At 34.1% G+C, this 21,259-nt stretch carries 21 protein-coding genes; 19 read left to right on the top strand and 2 right to left on the bottom strand.

The features are described from left to right. The first annotated feature begins 211 nt into the window (after positions 1-211). The 3 genes from FPZ49_RS25210 (at position 212) to FPZ49_RS25200 (ending at position 2,373) form a co-directional block, all read left to right on the top strand. A complete protein-coding gene (locus FPZ49_RS25210) occupies positions 212-457 on the top strand; it encodes a hypothetical protein (protein WP_144852387.1) in 246 nt (81 codons plus the stop codon). Between the two features lie 386 nt (positions 458-843). Next, entirely contained in the window at positions 844-1,029 is a 186-nt protein-coding gene (locus tag FPZ49_RS25205; RefSeq protein WP_144852385.1) for an acyltransferase, read from the top strand. Positions 1,030-1,944: 915 nt separating this feature from the next. Continuing rightward, positions 1,945-2,373, top strand: coding sequence for a hypothetical protein (locus FPZ49_RS25200; protein ID WP_261381606.1), 429 nt, complete (start codon positions 1,945-1,947; stop codon positions 2,371-2,373). Positions 2,374-2,610: 237 nt separating this feature from the next. Here FPZ49_RS25200 and FPZ49_RS37595 read toward each other — a convergent pair whose 3' ends face one another. Then, positions 2,611-2,799, bottom strand: coding sequence for a helix-turn-helix domain-containing protein (locus tag FPZ49_RS37595; protein ID WP_144852383.1), 189 nt, complete (start codon positions 2,797-2,799; stop codon positions 2,611-2,613). Positions 2,800-2,912: 113 nt separating this feature from the next. Beyond that, positions 2,913-3,098 (bottom strand): hypothetical protein, encoded by a 186-nt coding sequence (locus FPZ49_RS25190; RefSeq protein ID WP_144852381.1) that lies wholly within the window; start codon positions 3,096-3,098, stop codon positions 2,913-2,915. 729 nt (positions 3,099-3,827) lie between these two features. On the opposite strand from FPZ49_RS25190, the gene galU reads away from it, so the two are divergent. The 16 genes from galU (at position 3,828) to wecB (ending at position 21,202) form a co-directional block, all read left to right on the top strand. Beyond that, positions 3,828-4,712, top strand: coding sequence for a UTP--glucose-1-phosphate uridylyltransferase GalU (gene galU / locus FPZ49_RS25185; protein ID WP_144852379.1), 885 nt, complete (start codon positions 3,828-3,830; stop codon positions 4,710-4,712). A 123-nt stretch (positions 4,713-4,835) separates the two neighbouring features. Beyond that, on the top strand, positions 4,836-5,594 hold the full coding sequence (locus FPZ49_RS25180) for an SDR family NAD(P)-dependent oxidoreductase (protein WP_144852377.1): 759 nt from the start codon (positions 4,836-4,838) through the stop codon (positions 5,592-5,594). 11 nt (positions 5,595-5,605) lie between these two features. Next, positions 5,606-6,301, top strand: a complete 696-nt coding sequence (locus tag FPZ49_RS25175; RefSeq protein WP_144852375.1) for a sugar transferase — start codon at positions 5,606-5,608, stop codon at positions 6,299-6,301. 45 nt (positions 6,302-6,346) lie between these two features. Next, positions 6,347-7,159 carry a transketolase gene (locus FPZ49_RS25170; protein ID WP_144852373.1) on the top strand — a complete coding sequence of 271 codons (813 nt, stop codon included), beginning with the start codon at positions 6,347-6,349 and terminating at the stop codon, positions 7,157-7,159. Then, positions 7,156-8,082 carry a transketolase family protein gene (locus FPZ49_RS25165; protein WP_144852371.1) on the top strand — a complete coding sequence of 309 codons (927 nt, stop codon included), beginning with the start codon at positions 7,156-7,158 and terminating at the stop codon, positions 8,080-8,082. The genes FPZ49_RS25170 and FPZ49_RS25165 overlap by 4 nt, the downstream gene beginning before the upstream one ends. 3 nt (positions 8,083-8,085) lie before the next feature. After that, positions 8,086-9,231: a glycosyltransferase family 4 protein gene (locus FPZ49_RS25160; protein ID WP_144852369.1), complete on the top strand. Its 1,146-nt coding sequence runs from the start codon at positions 8,086-8,088 to the stop codon at positions 9,229-9,231. Next, complete coding sequence (locus FPZ49_RS25155) at positions 9,224-10,267, top strand: glycosyltransferase family 2 protein (RefSeq protein ID WP_144852367.1); 1,044 nt, start codon at positions 9,224-9,226, stop codon at positions 10,265-10,267. Before FPZ49_RS25160 ends, FPZ49_RS25155 begins: the two co-directional genes overlap by 8 nt. A gap of 59 nt (positions 10,268-10,326) precedes the next feature. After that, positions 10,327-11,667, top strand: a complete 1,341-nt coding sequence (locus tag FPZ49_RS25150; protein WP_144852365.1) for a glycosyltransferase family 4 protein — start codon at positions 10,327-10,329, stop codon at positions 11,665-11,667. A 31-nt stretch (positions 11,668-11,698) separates the two neighbouring features. Then, on the top strand, positions 11,699-12,910 hold the full coding sequence (locus tag FPZ49_RS25145; protein ID WP_144852363.1) for a glycosyltransferase: 1,212 nt from the start codon (positions 11,699-11,701) through the stop codon (positions 12,908-12,910). Further along, the gene (locus FPZ49_RS25140) at positions 12,907-13,968 is read left to right on the top strand and encodes an EpsG family protein (RefSeq protein ID WP_144852361.1); all 1,062 of its coding nucleotides are present in this window, start codon (positions 12,907-12,909) and stop codon (positions 13,966-13,968) included. The genes FPZ49_RS25145 and FPZ49_RS25140 overlap by 4 nt, the downstream gene beginning before the upstream one ends. 87 nt (positions 13,969-14,055) lie before the next feature. Further along, complete coding sequence (locus FPZ49_RS25135) at positions 14,056-15,591, top strand: lipopolysaccharide biosynthesis protein (protein WP_144852359.1); 1,536 nt, start codon at positions 14,056-14,058, stop codon at positions 15,589-15,591. A gap of 18 nt (positions 15,592-15,609) precedes the next feature. Further along, complete coding sequence (locus tag FPZ49_RS25130; RefSeq protein ID WP_144852357.1) at positions 15,610-16,752, top strand: glycosyltransferase; 1,143 nt, start codon at positions 15,610-15,612, stop codon at positions 16,750-16,752. A 104-nt stretch (positions 16,753-16,856) separates the two neighbouring features. After that, positions 16,857-17,765: a 6-hydroxymethylpterin diphosphokinase MptE-like protein gene (locus FPZ49_RS25125; protein WP_144852355.1), complete on the top strand. Its 909-nt coding sequence runs from the start codon at positions 16,857-16,859 to the stop codon at positions 17,763-17,765. A gap of 171 nt (positions 17,766-17,936) precedes the next feature. After that, positions 17,937-18,956 carry a polysaccharide biosynthesis protein gene (locus FPZ49_RS25120; RefSeq protein WP_144852354.1) on the top strand — a complete coding sequence of 340 codons (1,020 nt, stop codon included), beginning with the start codon at positions 17,937-17,939 and terminating at the stop codon, positions 18,954-18,956. Beyond that, the gene (locus tag FPZ49_RS25115) at positions 18,957-20,066 is read left to right on the top strand and encodes a capsular polysaccharide biosynthesis protein CapF (protein WP_144852352.1); all 1,110 of its coding nucleotides are present in this window, start codon (positions 18,957-18,959) and stop codon (positions 20,064-20,066) included. It abuts the gene before it with no gap. A 5-nt stretch (positions 20,067-20,071) separates the two neighbouring features. Further along, positions 20,072-21,202: a non-hydrolyzing UDP-N-acetylglucosamine 2-epimerase gene (wecB, locus tag FPZ49_RS25110; RefSeq protein WP_144852350.1), complete on the top strand. Its 1,131-nt coding sequence runs from the start codon at positions 20,072-20,074 to the stop codon at positions 21,200-21,202. The last annotated feature ends 57 nt before the right edge of the window (positions 21,203-21,259 follow it).

The raw sequence follows: 21,259 nt of genomic DNA, 5'->3' as shown, positions 1-21,259 counted from the left end.
ATTAAGAAGCCATTTTGAGAGGCTCTAAGTGGATAAACATTACCGGAATGACTGACCAAAACTTTCCGGAACGAGTGGCTAATACTTTCCGGAATGACTGACCAAAGTTTCCGGAATACGCAAAAAATGTTTTCTTCATACTGATTTTGATGGATATAGAGTTGCTAGCTCCGAGCTAATCGGGGCTATTTTATTTGGGGCGTTGGATCGGATGGACATTAGTGGAATAACAGAGGCAATAGTGGCGGCGCTTGGGGTTAGTGGCATTGTACTTGGATGGGCTAGTCGCATGCGTACGATCAGGCAGCAGCAAGCAGAAGAAGAGAAGATGACAAACTGCAAGAAAGCTCAAATGCAGTCAATGCGATCAGACATGGATTATATCAAGAATGGTGTTGATGATATTCGACTCAAGCAAGTTTACGTTGGTATCGAAGTGGGGAAATTTATCGTCTAAAACAGCCTGCTGGCAAGCAATATAGGTATGGTTCGTCAACCAGCGATCGGTAGCTTACCCCAATTTTATTATTCCCCACATCAAGTTGCTATTTATACAAAGACAGAACCGCTGAAGTACAAGCAGTTCTGTTAAGATAGATTCCCTTCAAAGCAAACGCCATTCGTTCCTTTTCATGTTAGGAGGTGTTTTATAGACAATGACGATTGGATATACCGCCTCAGCCATCCGCTACCGAAGTTTGTTGAGTTTTAAGAGCGAGAAGGCTTGGTTCTTTCAACCTCAAATTTGATCTTTCGCTATCGAACTTCGTAAAACATAGTAATATTTCACCTTTCTTTGGATATAAATTATAGCAAGAACTCATAGGAAAAGGCGGAGATAAAATGAAAAAGTTCGATTTGTTATTAGACAAAATCTTTGGTGAAAGGGAACCCATACATGAAGTTGAGTGCCCTGTCTGTGGTGACTTTGAAATTTATTACAGACACCCTGTTACCAAAGAGAATCTTGGGCGTGCATGCGAATTTTGCGTTTTTGTCCAAAAATTTGATACGGCAGATATCCGTTAGTTGAGGGAAAAATGTAGAAATTGGTGCTCGAAATATTTGAATTAACACTTAATGTATTCCATAAATTTAAATTAATCCATGCCCTAATTGTTTATTAACTTTAAGTTCAAATTAAAATGTTAAAATGCCGTTTATTAAGAAGGTCGACAATAAGAACCCGGTTTGTAAAGCAAGAATCGAGCACTTTTTAATATACTCCATGCTAATATAATAGTATGGTGTCTAGCTAAAATGGAGAAAACTCATATGGTTGATTCTCCTAATGGCTTCAAGGGCATAATGTTTGGATTTCTCATTTGCATACCCATATGGATGGCCATAATTTTTACTGTAAGGTTGTTTACAAGTTAGAGACACCGCCGAGGTGTCTTTTTTTTTATTGGGCGTGCCCAGCTAAGCACGCATTTTCTAGCCGGTGAAAGCCCGGTCACGGGAGGGGCCAAGCCCCCGTGTAGCTAGGATACCTGCGTATGGCGAAATCTGTGCGTAGAAGCGTATCGACGAAAGTACCAGTCAGAGACAGGGCGAGCAACATACCAGGCCGTAACATAAAGTGAATCCTGCCGCGTCGTCAAAAAGGCCTCGCAAGAGGGAAAAGGGGAAGCTGAGTCCCGCCATTATGGATGAAGGCCACGGAAACTGCTAAGAACTTGGAGCGGCAGTGAAGAATCCTCCGGCGTATGGGGATCGGCATGGTATGAAAGAGAATGCAGTGAACTGGGGAGACCCTCCCCTGCACGAAAAAAAATTTTTTTTTGAAACCGTAAAGAGATACTCTATAAGCCAGAAGGTGAAGTGAGTAGTCTGCAGGAAGGGAGTCCGAGGGGTTCATACTACCGAAGAACGCAGGACAACACAACCTGCGGGAGGGAAGGAACCCTGCTTTGTTCATGTTTCTTGAGGAGGTAAGAGTCAGTGAATGCCAAGCGGCTAACGACACCAAAGGAAAAAGTTCAACAACTCCAAGAGAAGCTAGGTCATGCGGCCAAGGAAAGCAAGAAGCGTAGATTTCACGCATTGTATGACAAGGTCTACCGGATGGACATTTTATGGGAAGCTTGGAGAAGAGTACGGGCGAATAAAGGCTCCGCAGGAGTAGATGGTGAAACACTCGCCGACATCGAAAAGCAAGGGGAATACTTCTTCTTGGACGACTGTCATCGCATCCTCAAAGAGGGAAAATACCATCCTCAGCCCGTAAGACGGCACTACATTCCGAAGAAAGACGGAAAACAAAGGCCGCTGGGCATTCCCACTGTCCGAGACCGAGTCATACAGATGGCGACAAAACTGGTCATGGAACCGATCTTTGAAGCGGATTTTCAGGTGTCGTACTTCTTATAGATAGCTTGGATCAGGTCTTTAACCGGTTTGTCCCGATCGCCTTGTTTTCGCTTCTTGTAAGCATAATAGCCGCTTCTAGACACGCAAAATAGGCGCAAAGTTCGGTTACGTTATACCATTCCGACGCCTTCTCAATCGCCTCGTATTTATTCCGCACACCTTCTGTATCCAGATTTCAAACACTTTTTTAGCATCTTATTCTCCCTTTTAAGCTTTTGAACATATCGGTCCTGATCTCTAATCCATGAGGCCAAATTCACCAAGTTGCTTATATTTCCTCATCCATATCTTAAACCGATGTCTGTCTGATATACCCAGATGCTCCATAATCCGTCGATACGTCCAGCCTTCATCAACATTCAATCGAATAGCCTCTGTTTTCAGCTCATGCGGATAATGATTAAACGTCTGTCCCTTTTTAGCCATAAAAATGCACCCCCTAGAATTCATCGGATTAACCAGGTTTTATCCAATGTCCATTTCTACGGGGTGCATTACAGAGAGCACCTAGGGTGTTCTTTTTTGATTAACTAACGAAGTTATTTAATTTTCTGGCTTTCTTTATATTCCGCTAAATATGTAGCAATTGTGAGAACATCACTTTGGGTCAAATAAACATCTCCGAGTGGTGCTAATAAATTTTCTTGTACAATGTGAACGGTGTCATTATTAAATATTATTTTTATAATTTCGTCACCACGTCTGATGAACTCTACCCTTTTCATTTTCCCGGTCACCTCACCTCAATAAAACTTTTAATTTATTGTATCAATAAGTTGAGATGAAGTAAGTCGAATCTGCTGAAAAGGGGGGGAGTTATTTGCGACAAATTAATGCAGTATTTTCTTTAACTAACACAGATCGATCGATAGCAAAAGCAGTATTCCCAGTACTTTTAAAAAATATTGAGATAACTTTAGCTAGTTAAGAATGGCGATGCAGTACCAATAGGTGCCTATTCTTTCACATGCCGATACTCAAAGGAATGAATTATGCTGGCTAACGACGTCCCCTGATGAATCACCCCTCCGAATGCACCCCCGCTTTCCCATGCCACCAAACGCCAGTCACCCCTTAGGACTTTCCTACTTCGCTTATTTTTTCTGCGAATCCCCCGATTCGACTTCAAGTGCCATTCGACCGGGCCGCAGCTCAGTACATAAAAAAAATTTTATCACTTTTTAACCATTTTTGAGTTATGATAGACATCAGTTAGTCGCATTTTGCCAGATTCAATGATCTCTTTTGGGAAAAATACGACAGATTTCGAAACCACACGATATCCAAAGGATTGAAAAAAGAAAATTGGTACAATAGACACAGAAGCATCCCTTGGCGATTGGGTGAGTTGTACCGGCCCAGTTTGCCAAGACTAGGATGTTTATTTTATATGAAATAGTTGCAGTCGTAATATTTAATTTACATTTTTGCAATATGCTTGAGGGGGATATTTAGTGAAAGTACGTAAAGCAATCATTCCCGCAGCGGGATTGGGTACCCGATTTTTGCCGGCAACCAAGGCGATGCCTAAAGAAATGCTGCCTATTGTCGATAAACCAACCATTCAATACATAGTTGAAGAAGCTGTCGAATCCGGGATCGAGGATATTATCATCGTCACGGGGAAAGGGAAGCGAGCCATCGAGGATCATTTTGATAACTCCTTCGAGCTCGAGCATAATTTACTAGAAAAAGGGAAAATAGATTTGCTGACAGAGGTACAAAAGTCCTCTAAAATGGTCGATATACACTATATCCGCCAAAAAGAGGCCAGAGGCCTAGGTCATGCGGTATGGTGCGCGCGGAAGTTTATCGGGAACGAGCCCTTCGCCGTCCTGCTGGGCGATGACATCGTCAAAGCAGACAGGCCCTGTCTAAAACAGATGATCGAGCAATACGATCGCTATAAAGCATCGGTGATCGGTGTTCAACAAGTGTCTCTAGACGAAGTCTCCAGGTACGGAATAGTGGATGGAAAAGAGATCCACGACCGCTTTTACAGTGTTAACAATCTAGTGGAGAAGCCGAAGAAAGAGGATGCGCCTTCTAATGTTGCCATCATGGGACGGTATATCTTAACCCCGAAGATCTTCGAGCTGCTGGAAAATCAGCAACCAGGCGCTGGTGGAGAGATACAACTGACCGACGCCATCGCGGAGCTGAACCAATATGAAGCGGTGTACGCCTACAACTTCGAGGGCATTCGATACGATGTGGGCGAGAAGCTGGGATTCATTAAGACGACTCTTGAGTTCGCTTTGCAACGTGAGGATTTGAGAGATGAGATGCTGGAGTATATCACGAATATTATTAATAAAAACTTAGTTAACATTGATTAGACGCTATTATTGATTCTGATATTCTAACTGAACTTTTTAACATTTTGTGTAATACAACTTCTTATAATAGTAGTCATTTATTTTTTTAATATGTATAGGGATAGGCTCATTGGAGGCTTAAAAATGAATTTAGGAATTAAGGATAAAAATGTCCTGGTAGTTGGAGCTAGTAAGGGAATTGGTAGAAGTATTGCAATTTCTTTTGCTCAAGAAGGAGCACGGGTCACCACAATTTCTCGTAGTGAAGAATTATTAGTGCAACTTAATGAAGAATTGAAACAAACAGTAGATAAAGATCATGCATATTATGTGGCTGATATCATGGAACTGAATGCCAATCAACTTGCGCGGAAGCTATTAAAAGAAAGAGGAGTATTTGACATTGTTGTTCATAATGTAGGTGGCTCATTAGTTAGTAGAAATGCACTAGGAACCTTGGACGAATGGCAATATGCCTGGAAGTTTAATGCCGGAGTTGCAATAGATATGAATAACGTATTAATACAGCCGATGATAGATAAGGGTTGGGGGCGTGTTATTCATATCTCCTCAATATCAGCTGTAATGTTACGTGGTAATCCATTATATGCATCTGCAAAGGCGTTTTTAAATGCTTACGTGACAACTGTGGGTCGTACGATTGCAGCTACTGGTGTTGTAATGTCTGCTGTTATGCCAGGAGCAGTTACCTTTCCGGGAAGTTATTGGGACAAATTTATTGTTGCAGACCCAGCTCGCTGTGAAGATTTTTTAAAGCATCATCAAGCAGCAAACAGATTTGGCGCCCCGAAAGAAATTGCTGATGTAGTTTTATTCATGGCAAGTGAGCAAGCTTCATTTATGCAAGCAGCACTTGTACCGGTTGATGGAGCAAATATGTAGAGGTGTATACTTTGAAAAGAGGATTCGATATCGTATTTAGTCTAATAGGTCTATTGATTTTATCACCATTATTTATCGTAATTGCTACTATAGTTGCAACTACATCTCCGGGTGGGTTTTTTTTTAGAGGGGTGCGTATAGGAAAGCACGGGAAACCATTTAAAATTTTTAAGTTTCGATCGATGATAAAAGATGCAGAGGGTAAAGGTAAATGGAATGTTGGAGATAAGGATGACCGTATAACTCCTATTGGTCGTTTTTTAAGGAATACAAAAATTGATGAATTACCACAACTGATTAATGTGTTGATTGGTGATATGAGCTTTGTAGGCCCTCGCCCTGAACTTCGGTTTTATGTTGATATGTATACAGAAGAAGAAAAAAGTATTTTAGATTTAAAACCAGGAATAACTGATTGGGCGTCAATTACAAATTTTGATCAGTTTGAAATTTTCACCAAAGTGGTCGACCCTGATGAAGCTTATCTAAAATACATACGGCCATTGAAACTTCAGCTTCAACTATTCTATAGAAAAAATAACTCTTTTTTGAGTGATTTGAAAATCGTTTTTTGGACAATATATAAAATTTTTTCTCGAACTCAAAAGCTGCCACGAGAGATTACCCCGATTGTTACAGCGTTTAAGGCACAAAAAATAGAAAACCATATTAATAAGGAAGTTGCGGTAAGTTCGTCAATGACATAATTATTTTTTTTCAGTAACCGAAGCAAGTGGGAGGGGATTATTTGTATGTCAAGCGAACAACTGGCATGGAAAATTAGACGCCATGGCATTGAAATGACTCATATATCTCATGGTTCGCATATAGGTGCAATCTTATCAGTGGCCGATATCGTAGCGGTCCTTTATAACGATGTTGCGAATGTCAACCCGCATGATCCTAAAATGTCCGAGAGGGATAGAATTATACTCAGTAAAGGTCATGCCGGAGCCTCTATATATGCAGCTCTTGCAGAAAAGGGATTCTTCGATGTTGAAGAATTGAAAACACACTACGCCAATGGAAGTAAGTTATCAGGGCATGTTTCTCACAAAGGAGTTCCAGGAGTTGAATTTTCTACAGGCTCACTTGGTCATGGGCTGTCTGTGGGCTCTGGTATGGCACTAGCGGCTAAAAAGGATGGTAAACAACATAATATTTATGTTATCTGTGGTGATGGTGAGTGCAATGAGGGTTCTGTTTGGGAAGCTGCTATGTTTGCACACCATTATAAACTAAGCAACCTCATCGCTATTATTGATCACAATAAAATGCAGAGTCTCGATTTCTGTGAAAATACGATTGCATTATCGCCATTTGCAGATAAGTGGCAAGCATTTGGATGGAATGTAATTGAAGTCGACGGACATAACCATGAAGATTTAAGAAAAGCTTTAACTTTGTCCAAATTATCCGAAGTAAAACCAAATGTTATTATTGCAAATACAATAAAGGGTAAAGGAATTTCCTTCATGGAAAATAATATTCTTTGGCACTACAGGACTCCTCAGGGTGTAGAGTACGATGCTGCTGTAGCAGAGTTGGAGGCACAAAGAGAATGAGAGATACATTTGTTAAAACTCTTATAGAAATTGCTAAGAAAGATAAAAAAGTACATCTTATAACAGGTGATTTGGGCTTTGGTGTTCTGAAACCATTTTGGGAGGAGTTTCCTGAACAATTTACTAATGCAGGTATTGCTGAACAAAATATGACTGGTCTTGCAGCCGGCATGGCACTAGAGGGTAAGATTGTATATACATATTCTATTGGAAACTTTCCAACATTACGTTGTCTTGAACAGATAAGAAATGACTGTGCATACCACAATGCTAATGTGAAGGTAGTTTGTGTGGGCGGGGGCTTTGTTTATGGCTCACTTGGAATGAGCCATCATGCTACAGAAGATTTGTCAATTATGAGAGCTTTACCTGGAGTAACTGTACTAGCACCTGGTGACCTAGTTGAAGCTGAGTATGCTACAAAAGCAATATACGAGAATAATGGTACGTGCTATTTAAGACTGGGTAGAGGTGGTGAAAAGAGAATCCACGAAAAATTAAATGAATTTAAGATTGGTGAAGCGATCAAAGTTAGAGATGGTTCAAAGGTAGCGATATTATCTACAGGGGCTATTTTCGATGAGGTTATTGAAGCAAGTGAATTATTGAAAAGGGTGGGAATAACACCATCTTTATATACATTTCCTACTGTTAAACCGATAGACAAGAAAGCAATAGAGGTTTGTGCTGAAAAGTATGAACTAATTGTAACCATTGAGGAACACAACATTATAGGTGGTTTTGGTAGTGCTATATCAGAAGTATTAGGTGAATTAAGAGTACCAAAAGCAAGACTTTTGAAGATAGGTTTAGAAGATAAATATTCAAGTGTCGTTGGTTCGCAGAAATATTTAAGAGATGTTTATGGCATAAGTGCTATTAAGATTGCTAAAAGAATAGCCGAAATCCTGGAAGGTTTTTAGTTTATGAGAGCTAAGAAAGTATTATTTACTTCAACTAACGCAATGGCCTATCATTTTTTAATTCCACATGTAAAATCTTTAATTGACGAGGGATACATTGTTGAGCTTGCTTGTTCAAATCTGGATGGCTATGACGAGTTACTTAGAAGCAGACTGATAGGTGCTTATAAGAGTACTATTCATTATGTGAGACTAAATAGAAATCCTTTCAAGTTCTCAAACATAAAGGGATACTTCGAGATGAGAAAAATCATATCAACAGGACGATATGATTTAATTTCTACTAATGAGCCCGTTATGGGTTTAGTCACACGGTTAGCAGCTAGAAACGAAAGGAAAAAGGGAACGAAAGTATCCTATACTGCTCATGGATTTCATTTTTTTAAGGGTGCTCCCTTCAAGAACTGGATATTATATTATCCAATTGAGAGATTTTTAGCTCGATATACAGATATAATCATTACAATTAATAAAGAAGACCATAACAGAGCTCTGAAATTTAAGATAAATAAGATTGAACAAATACCAGGTATCGGGATCGATACTGAAAAGTACAGTAAAGTGGTTATTGATAAAGCTAGGAAACGTAGAGAATTGGGGGTTACAATAGATGAGGCTTTTGTAATTCTTTCGGTTGGAGAGTTGAATGAGAATAAAAATCATGAAGTTATTATAAAAGCTGTTGCAAAACTAAATAATCCATATGTTTTTTATGTTATATGTGGTAAAGGAAAATTGGAGAATTATCTGAAGGATTTGGCCAAAAAATTAGGTGTAGATCAGCAGGTTAAGTTATTAGGGTACCGTAAAGATATAGATGAAATTTGCAAATCGGCTGACATTTTTGCGTTTCCATCAAAACGTGAAGGACTTGGTTTAGCCGCAATAGAAGCAATGGCTACTGGCCTACCAATAATTACGTCTAATGTCCATGGTATTGTGGATTATTCTACTGATGGTGTAACTGGTTATATCTGTAATCCAACTGATGTTCATAGTTTTGCGCAAGCAATTGAAAGATTACTAAAAAATGATGAATTGAGAATTAATATGGGAATACAAAATATGCAAATTGCGAATAAATTTAGATTAGAGGCTTCAATTGGTAAATTGAAAAAAATATTCGGAGAAGTGTTATCCAATGAATGAGATACTTGTAAGTATAATCGTTCCAGTTTATAACAATGAAGAATACTTACCATATTGTATAGAAAGCATTCTAGGTCAATCCTATTCAAATTTTGAATTAATATTAGTTGACGATGGTTCAAAAGATAACGGTAATACAATTTGTAGAAAATTCGAATTTCAGGATAAACGTGTCAAAGTTTACTATCAACAAAATTCAGGTGCTTCTGCAGCCAGAAACTTAGGAATTGAAAATGCATCCGGTAAATATTTGATGTTTGTAGATGCGGACGATTATATTGAAAAGGATATGCTTCAATTACTTATTGAAACAGCAGAACATGAAAATGCGGATTTTGTAATGTGTGGTATGATGGTTGATACCTATAATAGTCAAGGAGATCTAATACTATCAGTTAAACATAATATGCGCCATCGTATCATATTAGGGAACATAAATATACCTATAAATATCTTGGATTTAGTGGAAAATGAAAAAATAAATGGCCCTTGTTGTAAACTGATTAAAACTTATATTGTTAAAATGAATGATATAAGAATGCCTCATCATATTAGTTTGCAAGAAGATTTATATTTCAATTTAAAAGTGCTTGAACATGCCAATAAAGTATGTGTGATTGAGAGCACTTTATATCATTACAATAAAAGACCAGGTGAGAGCGTGACATCACGCTATTATGCTAAGAAATATGATATGACAAATGATGTTCACGATTTACTTATGGAGTATTTTGTGAAAAGATGTAATGATGAAAAAGTATTAGCCAGAATAAAGTTTATCTATATTAAGAATGTATATGCTGCTTTCATTAACCTATTTCATAAAAATTGTGATTTAACAAGAAAAGAAAAAATTAACTATATTGCTACAGTGATAAAAAGTAAAAAATTCTCTAAAATGGTTTCGGGGGCTTACAAACCTGGCCTTAAATATCGACTCTTAATGTTATTTTTAGTAACAAAAAGCAAATTATTAATATACTACATTAGTAAGTTATTTAGTGTATTGAAGTACTCATTTGGTTTTAGATATTAATATATTACACATATTTACATAGTTAATAATTATTTTAATTAAGAAATTAGAGGTTAATAATGAAAAGAAGAATGAGGATTTTAATAATTTCAGATGAGGTTTGGAATGACGAAATACATGGTAATAATATTTTAACTAATTGGTTCCAAGGTTTTGATGCTGAATTTGCAAACATTTACTGTAGCCCTGGAAGTCCCTTAAATCCTTGTTGTAATCAATACTTTCAAATTACTGATAGTATGATGTTAAAGAGTATTTTTGGTAAAAAAAAGGCGGGGAAATCCTTTAAACTAAATAGTTTAGCTGATAAAGCTATATTTGATGGGGAAAGTGAAAATAAAAGATTGTATTCAAGGCTCAAGTTTATAACAACGGAATCTTTAAGAGCCGTGAGAGAGTTAATTTGGTTCTATGGAAAATACGATTTTCAAGCTTTACAGAAATTCATTGATGAATTTAAACCAGATATTATTTTTAGTCCGCGATTAGCTACTATAAAAATGCTTAGACTAGAAAAAATTGTTTGTAACATTGCCCAGGTCCCGATTGTTGCATTCACGGGAGATGCCGAATACTCTATGAGGATTTTTAGGATTTCACCAATTTTTTGGGTAAAAAAACTAATATTGAGAAACATGTTTAGAAAAATGATGTTAAGTTATTCGCTTTACTACACATTGTCAGATGAGCAGAGAGAGGAATATCAGAATGAATTTGGTGAAAAATTCAAAATTTTAAGAAAGTGTGGGGAATTTAAGGATACTACGGTTATTTCAAAAGTTAAAAAGCCAATTAAAATTATATATGCCGGAAAAATTTATAGTAATAGATGGAAAACCCTTGTGGCAATTAGAAAAGCATTAAAGGTAATAAATGAAGCCGAAACAAAAATTTTATTAGAAATTTATACGAGAGATAAAATGTCAAATAGACAGAGGGAGTTGTTAGATGACGGTAAGAATTCATTTGTTAAAGGAGCTGTATCACCTGAGGAGTTGAAAACTATATACAATAACTCAGATATTGCACTTCATGTTGAATCCTTTGACCTTAGAAATCGATTGTTAACGAAAGTTTCATTCTCTACCAAAATAATAGATTGTCTTGGTTCTGGATGTGCGGTTATGGTGATAAGTTGGGATAAGCACTCAGGATTTACTTATCTTAAGAAGGAGAATGCAGCCTTTACCATAAGCAACTTAAATGACATTTCAATTGAACTTAAGAAAATAGTTGAAAATCCAAATTTAATTAATATCTATGCTCAAAATGCACTTAAATGTGGGCAGCGTAATCATAAGAAAGATAATGTACAACAAATGATATATGAGGATTTTATAAAAATTATTAGAACCGAAAAAACTAATGAAGAAGGACTGTATACTTTAGATGAATTTTAGTGCTATGTCTAATTGAAAGGATAAGGAACTTATGAAAGTAATGCAAGTCAATGTTGTATATAAAAAAGGCAGCACGGGTAAAATAGTTTATGATTTACATCAGCAATTAATTAATGATTGCTATGAATCAGTAGTTTGTTATGGGCGTGGGGAAGATATACAAGAAGAAAGTGTTTATAAAACCGCACCAGAATTCGTTATGAAAATGCAATCATTACGGTCTAGAATAACTGGGTATGCATATTCAGGTTGTAAAATTTCGACCAGGAAATTAATTAACATTATTGAAACAGAAAATCCTAATATAGTTCATTTGCATTGTCTTAACGGATATTTTGTAAATATATATAAATTATTAGAATTCCTTAAGTGGAAAAATATTAAAACTGTTTTAACACTTCATGCTGAATTTATGTATACTGCAGGATGCGGTTATTCTTTGGAGTGTGAAAAGTGGAAAACAGGTTGTGGTATCTGCCCTGAATTAAATAGAGAAAGAGCAAAAACGTGGATCTTTGATAGAAGTGCAGAAGAATGGTCTATGATGTCCAAAGCTTTTAATGGATTTAACAACTTGATTATTGTTCCTGTCTCAGAATGGGTAGGCAATAGGGTTAAACAATCACCGTTTCTTAAAGATAAAAATATCTCCGTTATTACTAATGGTATAGATACAATAAATACATTTATGCCAACAAGTTACTTTGAGTTAAAAAAAAAACATGGAATTAAAGATGAGAAGGTTATTCTCCACATAACACCTAACTTCCTTAACCCTTTAAAAGGAGGTCAGTATGTATTAATGATCGCCGAAAAATTTAAAACTGATAATGTTAAGATTATTATTGTAGGTTTTAATGGACCTACTGATAATTTACCTAAGAATATAATCCCAGTTAAACATACTCATAATCAAATTGAATTAGCTGCTTATTATTCTATGGCAGATTTAACTTTACTGACAAGTAAAAGAGAAACGTTTTCGATGGTTTGTGCTGAATCTCTTTCATGTGGAACTCCGATAGTCGGATTTGAAGCCGGTGCACCTGAAACCATTTCAATAAAAAAATATAGCGAATTTGTTACCTACGGAAATTTAAATGCTTTAGAGAACGCTCTAAAGAAATGGCTTTATTTAAAAGAAGAGTTTGGTAATTCCATTTATTTAGAGGCTAGTGAAATCTATTCTAAAGAACTGATGTACCAAAAATATAAAGAATTATATGAAGGTCTAATAAAATGATAATATATCCTTTCTTGCTATTATTTATCATTGCAACTTATCCATTATTCCGAACAAGAACACTTCTTAAAACTAAAACTGTTATAGAAAAAAATAGATTTTATACTTTGATTATAACCTTTGTATTAACTGTTATAGCTGGATTAAGAGGGCTATCTGTTGGTATTGATACGTATAATTATTATTATTCATTTATTTCTAGGAGTTATTTATCATTTTCTGATATTTTTATAGGTGTAACAAAAGAGTATGGTTACAGGTTATTTGAGTTTTCGGTGAATCTTTTATTTAGCAATTTCCAGATTTTACTCATTATTGTAGCGTTACTATATGTTGGGGCGGTTTCTTATAACATTTATAAGCATTCGTCAATTCCATTTTTGAGTTATATATACTTCATTGGTTTTGGATTTTACACCTTTGGTATGACTGCGACAAGACAGACTATAGCAATAGCACTTATTTTAATTGCTTTTCAATATATCTATAAAAAGCAGCTAATTAAATTCCTTTTAATTGTTGGTTTGGCTTCGACATTTCATGTTACTGCATTGGTATTTTTACCTAGTTATTGGTTTAATAAATTCAAGCTAAATAAAAGATCAGTATTGTTTCTAGCCGTTATTGTTTTAGGTTTTCTTATCTTCAAAGACAAGCTTAGAGAGCTGCTGCTTTATTATTCTGGAGTGGATTACGGTTCTAGTGAAACAGGAGGAAATAGATTTTACTTCCTACTGATATTCTCCTTACTAATTGGAATAATTTATCGAAAACCGTTCCTAGAAAAAAGTGAAAACAATAAATATTTATTCTTTATGATTATTGCAGCTACAATTATTATTCCTATGACACAGTTTCATCCGGCGGTAATGAGACTCAGTTTTTATTATTCGATATTTTTAATTCTTTATATACCAAATATATTAAATGCGATTAATGATAGAATAATACGTTTAATTGGTAATTATGGATATGTACTAGCATCACTATATATGTTTTTTTCAAACACAATATCAAGCTCTAATTTGGAAAGCTATACTTTTTTTTGGCAACAATAATTTTAAGAAGTTATCCAATCGATACAGAGCTTTGGAGAGTTATTATTTTTTGTCGATTTGAAAGTTATTGTCCAGCATTAATAGGAGATGATTCCGATCAGTAATAGCACGAAACAATTGAAAATTGCAGCAATTATATCATATTCAGTTATTATATTTAATATATTAGCTGGTTTTGTCTATACACCGTGGATGATTTCTGTGATTGGCATATCTGATTACGGATTGTATGTTCTGGCTACTAGTTTTTTAGCATATTTTGTTCTTGATTTTGGTTTAGGACAGTCAGTAACTAGATTTATTGCTAAGTATAGAGCAGAAAATTCAGAAGAAAATATTTATAACTTCCTTGGATTAACATTTAAATTGTATCTGATATTTGCATTTATTATTCTTATAACACTCATAGTTATATACTGTTTAATTGACAAAATATTTATACAATTAACAGCGGTTGAAGTGAAAAATTTTAAGATATTGTTTGTTTTGGTTGGTTTGTTTAGTATTTTTTCATTTCCTTTTAAGCCTATAGATGGAATAATTTCTGGGTATGAGCTTTTTGTGCCATTACAAATTTGTAACTTATTAAATAAGGTTTTAACGATAGCTTTAGTTATACTAGCACTATTTTTTGGACTGGGATTATATTCATTAGTTTTTTCAAATATAATTGCTGGAATTATATTGATAATAGTTAAATTAATTATTATAAAAAAAAATACAACAATTAAAGTTAACTACAAGTATATTAATAAAAGTATGGCGAAAAATATTTTTTCATTTTCAGGTTGGATGACAGTTAACATAATTCTTTATAATATGCTTGTTTCTATACAACCAACAATTCTTGGTATGTTCTCAGGAAGTAACCAGATTTCAATATTTTCTATAGGAATGGTGTTATTTGGGTATACAAACACTTTCGTAAGTGCATTAAGCGGATTGTTTTTGCCAAAAGTAAGTAGAATTGTAAAAATGGAAGACGCAAAAGAAAAAGTAGAAGAACTGACTATAAAAGTTGGTAGAATCCAATTAACTATTATTGGGGCCATAGTTGTAATATTTACTTCAATAGGAAAGAATTTCATTGAACTATGGGTAGGTAAATTCTTTAATAATTCATATATAGTGGCGTTACTACTTATTTTACCCCTGTTAATTACATCAACACAAACAATTCTTCGTACAATGATAGTTGCGCAAGGTAAAGTAAAATTAGAGGCAATTGGCCTTATTTTCTCTGCAATAACAAGTGTGACAGTATCACTTATTCTTAGTAACGGGATGGGGGCTGTAGGGGCTGCATTAGGTTCATCGATAGGAATTATATTTTCATATATTATTTGGATGAATATTATTTATCATAAGGTTCTAGGAGTTAGTATTTATAGATTTTTTAAAGAATGCCATTTTAAATTTAGTGTACCGATTATTGTTTCAATATTAATAGGATATTTATTTAAAATAATTATTCCATCTGAAAATATAATAGAATTTATAATTAAAGCTACTCTAGTAGGAAGTGTATATGTTTTATTGATTTGGATGTTTGCATTGAATAACTATGAAAAAAATATTATTATCTCTCCGTTAAAATTGGTTCACAGAATGATCCTTAAATAATATTTGTGGGGGAATTTAATGCAAAAACAAATTAAATATGTAGGATTTTACGACATCAATGAAAACAATAAAGAAAATCGTGGTTATTCTCTGGCTGCAACTAATAAAATGGATTATATTTGTTCAGCCCTTAATAAAATTGGATATAAGGTTATAATAGTCTCACCTAGTAGAACAAATAATAAAAGTTTTTACAGAGGAAAAAAAATAAAAATAAACGATTATACTTATTTGAAACTATTTCCAACATTTCCTTGGGGTAATATTTTTCAAAAAGCTTTCAGTCTGTTTGCTGGAAATATGTTTTTGTTTATTTATCTTCTAATGAATGTGAAAAAGTGCGAGGAGATTTTGGTTTATCACTCATTAGGACTACAGAATGCCGTACGTCTTGCGAAAAAAATAAAAGGTTTTAATATTATTTTAGAAGTCGAAGAAATTTATCAGGATGTAATGTCTTATTCTAGTCATATAAAGAAAAGTGAATATAAGATATTCTCTAAAGCTGACAAATTTATTTTCCCTACTGAGCTTCTTAATGAGAAGCTAAATCTAACTAATAAACCCAGTACTATTATTTATGGAACATATCAATTAGAAGAAGATCGGAATAGCAAGTTTAACGACGGAAAAATACATGTTATTTATGCAGGTACACTTAATGCTGCAAAAGGAGGAGCCATTGCTGCTACCGCAGCAGCAGCTTACCTTTCTGAAAATTACCGCATGCATATTATTGGATTCGGAAGCGAAAATGAGATAGAAAATTTAGTAAAAAAAATAGAAGAAATATCAACAAATACAAAATGTACTATTTCATATGATGGATTGTTACGAGGTCAACAATATATTGAATTCCTTCAAAAATGTGATATTGGTTTAAGTACACAGTTTCCTAATTCAACATATAGTAATACATCATTTCCATCAAAGATACTATCCTATATGGCTAATGGACTTCGTGTTGTCTCGGTACGTATAAGTGCTTTAGAAAAATCTAAAATTGGAGATACAATAATTTATTTTGATAATTATAATCCGGCTGAAATCGCAAAAACGATAATGAGTGTCAGATTTTCAGAGACTTATGATTCTAGAAAAAAAATAAAAGAATTAGATCAAAAATTTATGAGAGATATTGAAGATTTAATAAACCATTAAAATAACCAATCTTCGGATTTAATGTAAATTAAAAATATTTCGGAATCAAATTAATCGTGTTTTTTAAAATAAGATAAGAAAGTAACTCGTGGGGTGAAATTAATATGAAAAGTAGCAAGTTATACTTAAATGCTAGAAAAAAGTTGAAGAAAATCAAACTATTACGGTATGTATATCATTTTCCAAAAGATATACTTATACATTCTATGGATTTTATTGAAATATTTCTTATTAAATTTAAAAAAATAAATACACATAAAGAAATTAAAAAATTAGAAAATATTCATCAAGGTGAACGATGTTTTATTATTGGAAATGGTCCTAGTTTAACAGTTGAAGATCTCGAAAAAATATCGACCGAGGTTACATTTGCGTCCAATAGAATATATGGTATTTATAACCAAACAAAGTGGAGACCAACATACTATTGCTCTGCAGATCCGAACTTTGCTAAAGCAGTAAAACAAGATTTCGTTGAAGTTATTAATTCATCAAAAATGAGTTTTTTAAATTTACGATGTACCAATGATTATCCCAAAGAAATTATAGGAAATACAAGTGTATATTTTTATTTCATTCCTAAAGTATGGGGAATTCATTTTCTTCAAAACGAAAATTCTAATAAACTACCAAAATTTTCCAATAATTTTTCTAAGCGGGCTTACTCTGGTGCAACAATAACATATGAAATGATTCAATTAGCTGTTTATATGGGATTTAAAGAAATTTACTTGATAGGAGTAGATCATCAATACACTCAATACGTAGAAAATGGTGTTGTAAAAGTAGACTTAACACTGAAATCTAGTTATTTTAAAGGAGTTGCTGAAATTAATGAAGGGCAATATATAATGAATACAACAAATTCAGTGTTCAATCCTAGAACTACATTAGCATATCAAGCCGCAAAAGATTATGCACAACAAAAAAATATTTGCATTAAAAATGCTACGAGAGACGGAAAATTAGAAGTATTTGAACGAGTTAATTTAGAAGAAATAATTAAAAAATAAAGATTTGAAAATTAATGCTATTGCATGATGATTTGAGGAATATAAGATAATTGAATAAAACAAATAATGGTGTAGTAGTACATATTATCGTCACTTCAGTTTCTAAAATTATCTTTATCTTTATTCGCAAAAACTTTAATAATACATGTTATTAGATGAGGAGAAATAATTATGTTCAATAATAAAACTTTATTAATAACAGGTGGAACAGGTTCTTTCGGTAATGCTGTAATGAATAGATTTTTAGATACAGAAATTAGAGAAATTCGAATATTTTCACGTGATGAAAAAAAACAAGATGATATGCGTAAAATGTATAAAAACGGAAAATTGAAATTTTATTTGGGCGATGTAAGGGATCTTTCAAGTTTGAAAAATGCTATGCATGGTGTAGATTATATTTTCCATGCAGCAGCATTGAAACAAGTTCCATCTTGTGAGTTTTTTCCGTTAGAAGCAGTGAAGACAAATGTGATTGGTACTGATAATGTATTAACAGCCGCAATTGAATATGGTATAAAAAAGGTGATTTGCCTTTCAACGGATAAGGCTGCCTATCCAATTAATGCGATGGGTATATCAAAGGCGATGATGGAAAAGGTTTATATAGCTAAATCGAAAACCGTATCATCTGATAAAACACTAATTTGTGGTACGAGATACGGGAATGTCATGGCCTCGCGTGGTTCAGTTATCCCTCTATTCGTACAACAAATAAAAAGTGGACAACCTCTAACAGTAACCGACCCAAATATGACAAGATTTCTAATGAGCTTGGAAGAAGCTGTAGAGTTAGTTATTTTTGCATTTGAAAATGCTCAGGCCGGAGATATTATGGTTCAAAAGGCTCCAGCATGTACAGTTGGAGAACTAGCCAAAGCTTTAAAGGAATTATTTAATGCAGATAATGATATTAAAATTATAGGTACACGTCACGGTGAAAAATTATATGAAACTCTTCTTACTAGAGAAGAACACGTAGTAGCGGAGGATATGGGGGAGTTTTTTAGAGTACCAGCCGACCAAAGGGACCTAAATTATGACAAGTATTTTATAGAAGGAGATAAACAATTATCAGGTGAACAGGAATATAACTCGCACAATACTGAATTGCTTAATAAAGATCAAATTGTTAAGAAGTTACTTAAACTTGACTATATAAGAGAAGAGTTGAAAGGCTGGAATAGATGAATGAAAATACTCGTCACAGGTGCAAAAGGTTTCTTAGGTAAAAATTTAATTGCTGAACTGAAAAATAGGGGCTACTCTGATATTTTGGAAGTTACAAGAGAGACTAGTATTATACTATTTAGAAAATATGTAAGTGAGTGCCAGTTTGTATTTCATTTAGCTGGAGTTAATAGACCTAATGATGATAAAGAGTTTATGGATGAGAACTATGGTTCCACTTCTGAATTATTGAAATTACTTAAATCCTACGGTAATACGTCACCTATTTTATTAACCTCATCCATTCAGGCGGAGAAGAACAATGCTTATGGAAAGAGTAAGAAAGCAGCAGAGGATTTATTATTTGCTATCAATAAGGAAGATGGAGCTAAAGTTTTAGTATATCGCCTTTCTAATATTTTCGGTAAATGGTGTAAACCTAATTATAATAGTGTAATTGCAACGTTTTGTCATAATATTGCAAGAGATTTAGATATTAAGATAGATGACCCCAAAAAAGAACTTAACTTATGTTATATCGATGATGTTGTTAATGAGTTCATTAAGGCGATGGAAGGTTCGCCGACGATTATTGGAGATTATTGTAATGTGCCTACTAGTTATTCTGTAACACTAGGCAAAGTAGTCGAATTAATTAGAAGCTTTAAAGAAAGTAGAATAGATTTAAGTGTACCCGACATGTCGAATGAGTTTTCTAAAAAACTATATAGTACATACTTAAGTTATTTACCAGAAGATAGTTTTTCTTATAACCTAAAAATGAATTGTGATCATCGTGGATCCTTTACAGAGTTTATTAAAACGACCGATAGAGGACAAGTATCTATAAATGTATCAAAACCGAGGGTAACAAAAGGGAACCACTGGCATCACACTAAAAATGAAAAATTTCTTGTGGTAAGTGGTACAGGTGTAATTCGTTTTAGGAAAATTGATTGTCAAGAAGTCATTGAATATTTTGTAAGTGGGGCAAAAATGGAAGTAATAGATATTCCAACTGGCTATACTCACAACATTGAAAACCTTGGTGATACAGATATGGTTACAATTATGTGGGCTAACGAACCCTTTAATTCTAAAGAGCCAGATACTTACCATCTGGAGGTTTAGAAATTATGAAAAAACTAAAAGTAATAACTGTCGTTGGTACAAGACCAGAGATTATAAGATTGTCAGCTATTATAAATAAACTAGAAGAATCGGAAGCGATAGAGCATATACTTGTCCACACAGGGCAGAATTATGATTACGAGCTAAACGAAGTGTTCTTTAATGATTTCAACTTAAAGCAACCGGACTATTTCCTTAATGCAGCTGTTGGCACAGCTATAGAGACCATCGGAAATATATTAATGAAAATCGATCCTATTCTTGAAGAAGTAAAACCAGATGCTTTCTTGGTGCTTGGAGATACTAACAGTTGCTTATGTTCCATAGCGGCAAAAAAAAGGCATATTCCTATCTTCCATATGGAAGCAGGTAATAGATGCTTTGATCAAAGAGTACCAGAAGAAACAAATAGGAAAATTGTTGATCATATATCTGATATCAATCTAACTTACAGTGATATCGCAAGAGAGTATTTGTTAAGAGAAGGGTTACCTGCGGATAGAATTATTAAAACTGGGAGTCCAATGTTAGAGGTAATCAATTCTAGAAGAGAGGACATCGAAAAATCAGATGTATTAGTTAGATTAGATCTTGAAGAAAGAAAATTTTTTGTGGTATCGACCCACAGAGAAGAAAATATTAATTCAGAGATAAACTTTTTAGATCTAGTTGATAGCTTAAATGCTATAGCAATAAAATTTAATATGCCTGTGATTGTAAGTGCCCATCCAAGAACTATGAATAAAATCAAAGCAAAAGGTATAGAGTTTAATCCGTTGGTAAAAACGATGAAACCTGTAGGGTTTAATGATTATATCAAACTGCAACTTAATGCTAAAGCTGTCCTTAGTGATAGTGGTACTATCAGCGAAGAGTCATCAATCCTTGGATTTAAAGCGCTTAATATAAGACAAGCTCATGAAAGACCAGAATCAATGGAAGAGGCATCGGTAATGATGGTAGGCTTGAAAAAAGAAAGGATTTTGCAAGGATTAGAAATCCTAGAAACACAAGAAAAAGATACACTAAGGTTTGTAGGGGATTATACTATGCCCAATGTATCAGAAAAAGTAGTAAGAATTATTTTATCATACACAGATTATGTGAATAGAATTGTTTGGGGTAACATGCAATGAAAATTGTCTCATAACTATCGGAAATAATGCATCAGGGCATTTTATAGTCAATTTGAA

It is taken from the genome of Paenibacillus cremeus (assembly GCF_007786445.1).
Lineage (GTDB): Bacteria > Bacillota > Bacilli > Paenibacillales > NBRC-103111 > Paenibacillus_G > Paenibacillus_G cremeus.
Note: the sequence above shows the minus strand (reverse complement) of the source record. Positions and strands in the feature narration are given on the sequence as shown.